General features: G+C 67.9%; 8 protein-coding genes and 1 other RNA gene. 7 read left to right on the forward strand and 2 right to left on the reverse strand.

Going from position 1 to position 9596, the window contains the following annotated elements:
- Window positions 1-85: 85 nt before the first annotated feature.
- A complete protein-coding gene (locus tag N800_RS05600; RefSeq protein WP_036135676.1) occupies window positions 86-1423 on the reverse strand; it encodes an aminopeptidase P N-terminal domain-containing protein in 1338 nt (445 codons plus the stop codon).
- 10 nt (window positions 1424-1433) lie between these two features.
- The gene (locus N800_RS05605; RefSeq protein ID WP_036135678.1) at window positions 1434-1988 is read right to left on the reverse strand and encodes a UPF0149 family protein; all 555 of its coding nucleotides are present in this window, start codon (window positions 1986-1988) and stop codon (window positions 1434-1436) included.
- 130 nt (window positions 1989-2118) lie between these two features.
- On the opposite strand from N800_RS05605, the gene N800_RS15255 reads away from it, so the two are divergent.
- The 7 genes from N800_RS15255 to rpiA form a co-directional block, all read left to right on the forward strand.
- Window positions 2119-6666 (forward strand): EAL domain-containing protein, encoded by a 4548-nt coding sequence (locus tag N800_RS15255; protein WP_156962880.1) that lies wholly within the window; start codon window positions 2119-2121, stop codon window positions 6664-6666.
- A 30-nt stretch (window positions 6667-6696) separates the two neighbouring features.
- The gene (locus N800_RS05615) at window positions 6697-6918 is read left to right on the forward strand and encodes a TIGR02449 family protein (RefSeq protein WP_036135680.1); all 222 of its coding nucleotides are present in this window, start codon (window positions 6697-6699) and stop codon (window positions 6916-6918) included.
- Window positions 6915-7217, forward strand: a complete 303-nt coding sequence (locus N800_RS05620; RefSeq protein WP_036135682.1) for a cell division protein ZapA — start codon at window positions 6915-6917, stop codon at window positions 7215-7217. The genes N800_RS05615 and N800_RS05620 overlap by 4 nt, the downstream gene beginning before the upstream one ends.
- A gap of 210 nt (window positions 7218-7427) precedes the next feature.
- Window positions 7428-7614, forward strand: a non-coding RNA gene (gene ssrS, locus N800_RS15585) — 6S RNA.
- Window positions 7615-7700: 86 nt separating this feature from the next.
- Window positions 7701-8303: a 5-formyltetrahydrofolate cyclo-ligase gene (locus N800_RS05625; RefSeq protein ID WP_036135684.1), complete on the forward strand. Its 603-nt coding sequence runs from the start codon at window positions 7701-7703 to the stop codon at window positions 8301-8303.
- Entirely contained in the window at window positions 8300-8770 is a 471-nt protein-coding gene (locus N800_RS05630; protein ID WP_036135686.1) for an EVE domain-containing protein, read from the forward strand. The genes N800_RS05625 and N800_RS05630 overlap by 4 nt, the downstream gene beginning before the upstream one ends.
- Window positions 8771-9029: 259 nt before the next feature.
- On the forward strand, window positions 9030-9596 hold a 567-nt coding region (gene rpiA / locus N800_RS05635), incomplete at its 3' end, for a ribose-5-phosphate isomerase RpiA (protein ID WP_036135688.1).

The raw sequence follows: 9596 nt of genomic DNA on the forward strand, positions 1-9596 counted from the left end.
GCGGGCTTCTTTGTATCAGTACGATCGGGTCGTGCGTGGCCCCTGCCGTATCGCGCGAGCAGCGCGGCGCACGGCGACGCGGGAATCAGGCCGCCGCGTGCGCGTCCGCCATGAAGTCCTCGATCTCATCGGCACTGCGCGCCAGTCCATCGGTCAGCACCTTGTGCCCGTCCCGAGTCACCAGCACGTCATCCTCGATGCGGATACCGATGCCGCGCCATTTGGCATCCACGCCGGTGTCGTCCGTCGGCACGTACAGGCCGGGCTCGATGGTGAACACCATGCCTGGCTCCAGCAGGCGCGATTCGCCATCGAAGCGATACTCGCCCACGTCGTGCACGTCCAGCCCCAGCCAGTGCCCGGTCTTGTGCCGGTAGTAGCGGCGGTAATGGCCTTCGTCGATGTTCTTCTCGAGCTTGCCCTTGAGCAGGCCCAGACGCAGCAGCCCCTCGGTCAGCGTTTCGACCGCGGCGTTGTGCCCAGCCTCGTAAGGCACCCCGGGTCGCGCATGGGCCAAGGCGGCCGCCTGCGCCTGCGACACCAGGTCGTGCAATGCGCGCTGCGCGGCGCTGAAGCGGCCATTGGCCGGGAACGTGCGGGTGATGTCGGCCGCATAGCCGCGGTACTCCGCGCCGGCATCGATCAGCACCAGGTCGCCGTCGCGCACCGGCGCGTTGTTGGCGTGGTAATGCAGCACGCAGGCATTGGCGCCCGCGCCGACGATGCTGCCGTACGCCGGCTGCGCGTCATGCAGGCGAAACACGCGTTCCAGTTCGGCCTGCAGGGTGTATTCGTGCACGCCGGGTCGCACCGCGCGCATTGCGGCCTGGTGGGCCATCACCGAGATGTCGGCCGCCCGCTGCATCAACTTCAGCTCGTCGCGGTCCTTGAACAGACGCATCTCGTCCAGCAGGTGGCCCAGTTCGAGGAACTCATGCGGCGGTCGATCACCCATTTTCATGATCGCGCGCACCCGATTAACCCAGCCGATCAGCTTGAGGTCGAACTCCGCATCGCGACCGAAGTGGTAGTACACCCGGCTGCGCCCTTCCAGCAGGCCCGGCAGGATGTCGTCGATGTCGGTGATGGGGTACGCATCGTCCAGGCCAAAACCTTCGACCGCCCCCTCCGGACCGAAGCGCGGCCCGTCCCAACCCTCGCGTTCAGGATGGCGTTCGCGACAGAACAGCAACGCCTCGCCGTGCTTGCGCCCCGGAACCAGCACCAGCACCGCCTCGGGCTCGGGGAAGCCGGTCAGGTACCAGAGGTCGGAATCCTGTCGGTACGGATAATGGGTATCGCGACTGCGGATCCGCTCGGCCGCTGCGGGCAGCACCAGGATCGCGTCGTTGCCCGCCATGCGCATCAGTTGCTTGCGGCGACGCGCGTAGTTGGCGGCAGGAATGCCTGTGGGGCTGGCCATCGCCACCGTCTCAGTTCAACCGGGCACGATGCTGGGCGGCCATCACGCAATCGCCATGCAGCAACAGGGCCGCCACGCGCACGAACTCCTCGATCTCGACCAGGGCCGCCTCGTCATCCTCGTCGCCCTCGTCCTGCGGCTGCGCCGCCGCCAGCTTGGCCAAGTCCGCCAAGGCTTCGGCGCCTTCTTCGGACAGGGGCGGCTTGGCGCCGGCGGCCAGGCCAAACGCGCCCAGGAAACCCCGGCACCAGTCGAACAGCGCGCCACTGCGCACCGCGAGCGACGCATCGGCCTCCGGCAGCAGCAACTCGAAACCGAAGCTGCGGTCGCCGAACTGGGCCGCGGTGGCTTCGCGCAACTGGTCGAAGGGGGAGTGCTCGGCGGGCGTTTCCAGGCCTGCGTCCACCAGCACCTTGGCGGGCCAGTCGCGGGTGGCGGCGCCGCCGCCGGCCAACCAGCCGCAGAGCGCACCATGCAGTTCCGAGGAGGTCATCGCCAATGCCTGCTGGCGGATTTCCGCCTCCACGGCGGGGAGGGACGGCAGATCGGTATTGGCCACGTGCATTGCCACGTTGAGGGGGGTCCAGTGTACCAACCGGGCCTGGACTGGCAGGGCTTGATTTTGGTTGTGATGCCTGCATTGGCTGCCTAAACTGGCCCCGTTGCTTCTCCCGCGCTTCGGTGCCGTGCCGCCCTTGCCCATCCGCAAAGCCGTAGGCTGTGGCCTGCTGGCCCTGGCCTTGCTGGGACCGGCCTACCCGCGTGCGCAAGCGGCCACGCGCGAGTTCTATTTCCAGTCACTGGGCAGCGAGCGTGGCCTGGTCCAGAACTCGGTCACCTCGATGGTCCAGGACCGCCAGGGGTTCGTGTGGGTCGGCACGCAGGGCGGCCTGCACCGGTACGACGGTCAACGCTTCGTTCCCTACCGCCACGAATCGCAGAACCCGGCCAGCCTGCCGGACAGTTTCGTCACCGCGCTGGCCCTCGATGGCGAGCGCGGCCTGTGGATCGGCACGCAGTCGCGCTACGTGGCCCGGTTGGACCTCGGCAACGGCTCCGTGCAGCGCTACCTCAGCGGCAATGCGCCGGAAGGCCCCCGTCAGCGCGTGACCGGCCTGGTGCCGCTGCATGGTCGGTTATGGGTGGCGACCAGTGCGGGGCTGGAATGGTTGGAGCCGGCCAGCGGCCAGCGCCACCCGGTGCTGCGCCTGGACGCCAGCGTGGACCGCGACGTCGCCCCGCAGAAGCTGGTGGCCGACGCGCATGGCACGCTGTGGTACGGCAACTTGGCGGGCCTTTTCCACATCAGCGCCGACGGTCAGGCCACCCGCGTCGGGCCGGCGGTGGCCGTGACCAGCCTCGGCTTCGATCGGCAAGGGCAGCTCTGGGTCGGTCGCAGCGACGGGCTGTACCGCCTGCATTCCAACGGCCGCGAATTCCTGAGGCAGTGGCCTGCCAGCGGCGACACCACGGGCGGCGAAGTGCGCAACGTCGTCGAGGCCCCTGACCGCCAATTGTGGTTCAGCGTGGTCGGCAGCGGCCTGCGTCGACTGGACCCGCAAACCGGCCATGTCACCGTCATCGCGGAAAACGCGTCGGTTCCGGCCAGCCTGCCGGAGGACTCCATCACCACGCTGATGGTGGATCGAGGCGGCATGCTCTGGGCGGGCGGCTGGTTCCGTGGCGTATCCGTGACGAACCCGGCCGGCTCCCGGTTCACCTACGTGCTGGAACTGGAGGGCACCCGCAAGGGCAGCGCCGCCGCGGACGACAGCATCCGCTCGGTTTACGAATCCGAGCCCGGCGTACTTTGGCTTGGCACCGACGACGGCCGCCTCCTGCGCTACGAGAGCACCACCGACCGGTTTACCGACTGGACTGCGCGCCTGCCCACGCCGGCCTCCACCTTGGCCGTCCTGCGCAGGACCATGGCGATGGGCGATGCGGGTCATGGCCGCCTGTGGCTGGCGACCACGCACGGCCTGCTGAGATTCGACCCCCGTAACGGTGACGCCGAAACCGTGGCCCTGGGCGGCTACGGACACCCCGGCATACGCTCGCTGTTGCTCGCGCGCAACGGCGACCTCTGGCTGGGCACCAGCCACATGGGCGTGCTGCATTACCGTCGTGACGGCTCCGGTGTCACCCACTATGCCTGGCGCGAGGGTGACGCCCGCTCGTTGTCCCACCCGACCACCAATGCGCTGCTGGAGGACCGCAACGGCCGGATCTGGATCGGCACCAGCGATGGCCTTGACCTGCTCGATCCCGGCACCGGACGTATCCGCCACCTTCGTCACCACGACCATGCCCCCGACAGCCTCGCGGGCAACCTCGTGCGCAGCTTGGTGCAGGCCGAAGACGGCTCGGTGTGGGTCGGGACCCACTCCGGCCTGAGCCGGGCGATCGAAGGCGCGGACGGCAGCATCCGGTTCAGCCATCCACTCAGCGGCAAGTTGGGCGACCGGGCCACGCCCACGGTTTTCTCCATCCGCCAATCCGCCGGTGGTGCGCTCTGGCTGGGCACGGACATCGGCGTCCTGCGACTCGACCCAGCCAGCGGCGACGTGCGCAGCTACGGCGTCGCGGACGGCCTGCAGGACCTCGAATTCAACGGCGGTGCCGCGGCGCGCCTGCACGACGGCCGCTTGGCATTTGGTGGCGTGCGCGGCCTCAACCTGTTCGATCCCGGCCGCATCATCGACTCCCGCTTCAGCCCCCCGGCCCGCCTGCTCGCGGCCCGTATCGGCCTGGATGCCCCCGGCAACAGCGGCGCCCTGTGGCTACCCACACGGCTGGACATCCCGGCAGGCATCGACATCCTGCGCCTGCGGATCGGCGCCTTCGACTTCGACCCAGCGGCGCGCATCCGTTACCGCTACCGCATGGTCGGCTTCGATCGCGGCTGGATCGACAACGGCACGTCACCCGACATCACCTACACCCAGTTGCCGCCCGGGCACTACACCCTGCGTGCGCAAGCCACCAATCGCGACGGCATCTGGAGCCCGCAGGAGTTGCAGATCCCGGTCTACGTCGCACCGCCGCTCTGGCGCCATCCGCTGGCGATCTTCGTGGCGGTGCTGGTGGTGCTGGGTGCGAGCGCCACGATGGGTTGGCGCTGGACCCGACGGCGGCGCCTGGACCAGGGCTACTTCCGTCAGATCCGCGAGCGTGAGGAACGCCTGAAGCTGGCGCTGTGGGCCTCGGGCGAGCAGTTCTGGGACTACGACCTGGTGCGCGGCCAGGTGCACCGCATGCGCGTGGACGACCAGGGCAGCGATCCCACGGGCGGCGACATCCACACCCAGATCACCACCGACCACGTCATCCACGGCGACGACCTGCCCCAGGTGCTGGACCAGTTGCGCCAGCACCTGCGCGGCGATTCGGCGCTGTTCCTCTCCGAGCACCGCACCCGCGCACCGGACGGTAGCTGGCAGTGGGTACGCGCACGCGGCCGGGTGGTCGAACGCGGGCCCGATGGCCGCGCGTTGCGCGTGGCGGGCACCGCCCGCGACATCACCGCCAGCCGCAGTGCCGAGCGGGAACGCCGCATCGCCAGCGAGGTGCTGCGCAGCATGGCCGAAGCCGTGGCGGTGTTCGACCGCGACTTCAACTTTGTCTCGGTCAACCCCGCCTTCTCGCGCATGACCGGCTACAACGACGCCGAGGTCATCGGCCGCGGCACCGAACTGCTCGACAGCCTGCAGCACGACCCCGACTTCTACCAGCACATGCGCGTGGAGATGGAACGGACCGGCCGCTGGTCCGGCGAAGTGTGGCAGCGGCGCAAGGACGGCACGGAATTCCTGTGCTGGCTGCAGGCCAGCATCGTGCTCGATGCCAGTGGCCAGCGTGGCCATTACGTCGCCGTGCTTGGCGACATCACCGACCAGAAGCGCGCCGAGCAGGAACTGCGCTACCTCGCCAACTACGACACGCTCACTGGCCTGCCCAACCGCACGCTGCTCTCCGAGCGCCTGTCCCGCGCCATCGTCCGCGCCCGCCGCCAGAACCAGAGCATCGCCGTCCTGTTCCTTGACCTGGACCGCTTCAAGGACATCAACGACTCCCTCGGCCACGCCGCGGGCGACCGCATCCTGCGCGCCGCCGCGGCTCGCCTGCAGCAGACCGTCGGTCTGCAGCACACCGTGGCGCGGCTGGGTGGCGACGAATTCACCGTGGTGCTGGAGAACATCGACACTGGCGAACAGGCCGAACAGGTCGCACTGGAGATCATCGCCGCATTCGAGCTGCCGCTGGACCTGGAAGAGCGCCACGAGGTGGTGATCTCGCCATCGATCGGTATCAGCCTGTACCCCGACCACGCCCAGGTCCCCACCGACCTGCTCAAGCACGCCGATACCGCGATGTACCAGGCCAAGGCCATCGGGCGGCGCACGTTCATGCGCTACACCGAAAGCATGGACCACGAGATCCGCCAGCGCGCCACCATCTCCGCCGCGCTGCGCAAGGTCCTGGACCGCGGTGAACTGCGCCTGGTGTTCCAGCCACGCCTGTCGCTGGCCGACCAGCGCATCACCGGCGTGGAGGCACTGCTGCGCTGGACCAGTGCCGAGCACGGCGAAATCGCACCAATACAGTTCGTGCCCCTGGCCGAGGAAACTGGCCTGATCATGGAGATCGGCGAATGGGCGCTGCGCCAGGCCTGCGCCGTGCTCAAGCGCTGGCAGGACCGCGGCCTGGATTCGCTGACCATGGCCGTCAACGTGTCCGCGCTGCAACTGCTGCGCGGCGACCTGCCCCGTGTGGTCGCCCGCACGCTGGAGACCACCGGTATCGATGCCCACGGCCTGGAACTGGAGCTGACCGAAAGCGTGATCATGGAGAACGCCGAGCAGACGGCCTCCACCCTGCAGGCCGTCCGTGATCTGGGCATCGCCCTGGCCGTGGACGATTTCGGCACCGGCTACTCGTCGCTGGCCTACCTCAAGCGCCTGCCGATCAACACGCTGAAGATCGACAAGGCCTTCATCGCCGACCTCACCATCGATCCCGACGATGAGGCCATTACCACTACGGTCATCGCCATGGCCCATTCGCTGGGCCTGAACGTCATCGCCGAAGGCGTGGAGACCGAGGCGCAGATGCAGTTCCTGCGCGCCCACGCCTGCGACGAGATCCAGGGCTACTGGCTGGCCCGCCCGATGGCGGAAAGCGAGTGCCTGGCCTTCATCCTGGACTGGGACCGCCCGAAGCGCGTGACCGCCGTGCCTTGACCGGCCGCCCCACACTGCTATCGTTCACCGATGGATCGCGAAGAGCTCCTCGCCCAACTGCAATCGCTCAACGCCCGTCTCGACGAGCTGACCGAGCGCGCCCGCCGACTCGGCGAGGAGAACCGCAGCCTGCGCCAGCAACAGGAACAGCTGGCCGGCGAACGTTCCGCCCTGCTGGCCAAGAACGAACTCGCGCGCACCCGGGTCGAGGCGATGATCGCGCGACTGAAGTCGCTGGAGCAGCACACGTGAGCGCGAACCATCCGGTCACCATCCGCATCCTCGACCGTGAGTACACCGTGGGCTGCGAGCCCGACGAGCGCGACAGCCTGCTCGCCGCGGCCAAGGTGCTGGACGGCAAGATGCGGGAAATCCGCGGGAACAACCGCATGGCGGCCCTCGATCGCGTGGCCGTGCTGGCCGCACTGAACCTCGCGCACGAACTGCAGGTGGCCCGCGTCGAGAATGAGGGTCGCGACCGCGAACTCGCGCGCACCCTGGGTGATCTGCAGCGCAAACTCGACGGCCTGTTCGACGCCACCTCGCGTTGAGTTCGTCAGCCCCCAAAGCAACGGGTCGGCCCTTCGATGGCCAAGCGGCGCGCCACGGCGCATGACTGCCATGCGTAAAGGGCGCCCCCGTGCGCCTTCTGCCGGCCAGCTCCCCGGACTCACCCTCCGGAGCGATCGATGCTGAATGCCGCGCACTCCACACCGACGGGCGGCCGCCGCCTACCGGGCACTCACGCTATACTGCGTCCACGTCCTCTGCTGTGTTCGACGGCGTACGCAAACATTCGCCTTGTCCCTTAATTACGACCACGGGGGCGCAACGGAAGCCCGGAGTGCATGTCCGCCACGCAGCGGGAAGCCCGACGGCCACCAAGCGTTCCCACTTGAACCCCGGGTTCAAGGTCGTTTCGTAAGCATCGGCACGAGCGGAGGACTTCCCTTTCACTGCCGGCGGTGCGGGCCACTGCCGGTACTCTCGGTCAACCGCGGCCAGGTCCACCCCGCCGCCCCGGATTGCGCTGGATGACCGTCGACCTCGCGGCAGAACGCCGACAACTTCGCAGCGTCCTGCGCGACCGTCGTCGCGCCCTGCCGGCCGCCACCCGCATCGCCGCCGCCGAACAGCTGGCCACCCGCCTGCTGGCCATGCCATTCGCCCCCACGCACGGTTACGTCGCCGGCTACTGGGCCATGGACGCAGAGATCGCCCTGCATGCCTGGCAGCTCAAGCTTCCACGCGACTGCGTGTACTGCCTGCCCGTGCTCGGTGACGACGAGCGGTTGCGGTTTGCCCCGTGGCGTCCAGGCGATGCGCTGGTCAGCAACCGCTTCGGCATTCCCGAGCCGGACGTCTCGCCCTCTTCATTGCTGGAGCCGTCGCACCTGGCAATGGCGGTGATGCCCCTGGTCGGCTTCGATGCCGCGGGCCAGCGTCTGGGGATGGGCGGCGGCTGGTACGACCGCACCTTCGCCTTCCGCCAAGAACGCCCCGCGCCGCCTTACCTGGTGGGCGCCGCGTTCGACGTGCAACAGGTCGATGCACTGACGGGCGCCGCCTGGGACGTGGCCGTCGATGCCGTTTGCACTGAAACCACCTTCATTGATTGCCGGAAAGTTCCCGCATGACCGCCCGCCGCCGTTACTGGCTGATGAAGTCCGAGCCCGACGCCTTTTCCATCGATGACCTGCAACGCGTTGGCACGGAGCCGTGGAACGGCGTGCGCAACTACCAGGCGCGCAACTTCATGCGCGACCAGATGCAGGTCGGCGATGGCGTGCTGTTCTACCACTCCAACTGCGCAGTGCCCGGCATCGTCGGCACGGCTACGGTAGCCAGTCGGGCGTACCCCGATGAAACCCAGTTCGACCCGAAGTCCGACTACCACGACCCCAAGGCCACCCATGAGGAACCGCGATGGTTCCTGGTCGATGTCGCCTTCGAGCGCAAACTGAAGCGCACCATTGCACTGGATGAAATCAAGCAGCATGGCGACGAGCTGGGCGAGGAATTCGCGCTTATCCGCCGCGGCAACCGGCTGTCCGTGTTTCCGGTGAGCGCCAGCCAGTGGAAGTTCCTGCTGGCCCTTGAGTAAGCGCACCGCCGCGTCGGTCGGCGCTTGGGGTTTCCGCGGGTGGTCGGCCGCGGTCTCCATTCGGTCGAGCTGGCCTGCATCCCACTGGGCGGGTTGATCGCCAGCGCCCGGGCGACGCGGATTCAATCAGGCCCGTTACAATCCTGCCTGCATCAGCCCTTTCCGGCCGCCTGCTGCCATCCTTCACGGAGCGCAGCGGTCCGGCCAGAAGTCGCGCAACGCCCGCCCCCCACCCACTGACCACGAGTTCCCCAACACCATGAGCGAAGCCAAACGCCTGGCCGGCGAGAAGGCCATCGAGTACGTCGAGGATGGCATGATCGTCGGCGTCGGCACCGGTTCCACGGTGGCCTATTTCATTGATGCCCTCGCCCGCATCAAGGACCGCATCAAGGGCACCGTATCCAGCTCTGAACAGAGTACCGCCCGGCTGCGCGCCCACGGCATCGAGGTTTTTGACCTCAATACCACCGGTACGCTGTCCCTGTACGTGGATGGCGCCGATGAATGTGACCCGCACAAGTGCCTGATCAAAGGCGGCGGCGCCGCGCTGACGCGCGAGAAGATCATCGCCGAGGCCAGTGACAAGTTCGTCTGCATCATAGACCCGGCCAAGCGCGTCGACGTACTCGGCAAGTTCCCCCTTCCCGTCGAAGTCATTCCCATGGCGCGCAGCCTGGTGGCCCGTCAGTTGTTGGCGATGACCGGCGGCCAGCCGGTGTGGCGACAGACGGCCGAAGGCCAAGGCGTGGTTACGGACAATGGCAATGCCATCCTGGACATCCATAATCTTTCGATAACCGAACCGGTTGGTCTTGAGCAGTCG

It is taken from the genome of Lysobacter daejeonensis GH1-9 (assembly GCF_000768355.1).
Lineage (GTDB): Bacteria > Pseudomonadota > Gammaproteobacteria > Xanthomonadales > Xanthomonadaceae > Aerolutibacter > Aerolutibacter daejeonensis.